Source organism: Paraburkholderia ribeironis, assembly GCF_900019265.1.
Taxonomy (GTDB): Bacteria; Pseudomonadota; Gammaproteobacteria; order Burkholderiales; family Burkholderiaceae; genus Paraburkholderia; species Paraburkholderia ribeironis.
In genome coordinates this window covers 528-977 of sequence record NZ_CYGX02000119.1, presented here as the reverse complement: position 1 = coordinate 977, position 450 = coordinate 528, and the positions used below count along the sequence as shown (strand labels likewise).

General features: G+C 59.8%; 1 protein-coding gene. It reads left to right on the top strand.

All coding sequences use genetic code 11. From position 1 onward, the window contains the following. Window positions 1–450 (top strand): citrate/2-methylcitrate synthase (locus BN2475_RS36010; RefSeq protein WP_281254298.1); only part of this gene is annotated, 450 nt, incomplete at both ends.

Genomic DNA, 450 nt, shown 5'->3' with positions numbered 1-450 from the left:
AATCACGTATATCGACGGCGATAAGGGCGAGCTGCTGTATCGCGGCTACGCGATCGACAACCTCGCGCAGAACGCCGACTTCCTCGAAACCTGCTACCTGCTGCTGAAAGGCGAACTGCCGAACGCGCAGCAGAATGCAGAGTTCGTGGGCACCGTCACGAAGCACACGATGGTGCACGAGCAGATGCAGTTCTTCTTCCGCGGTTTCCGGCGTGACGCGCACCCGATGGCGATCCTGGTCGCCGCAGTGGGCGCGCTGTCGGCGTTCTATCACGACTCGCTCGACATCAACAATCCGCGTCACCGTGAAGTCTCCGCGATCCGCATGATCGCGAAGCTGCCGACGCTGGTGGCCATGGCGTACAAGTACAGCATCGGCCAGCCGTTCGTGTATCCGAAGAACGACCTGTCGTATAGCGCAAACTTCATGCGCATGATGTTCTCGAACCC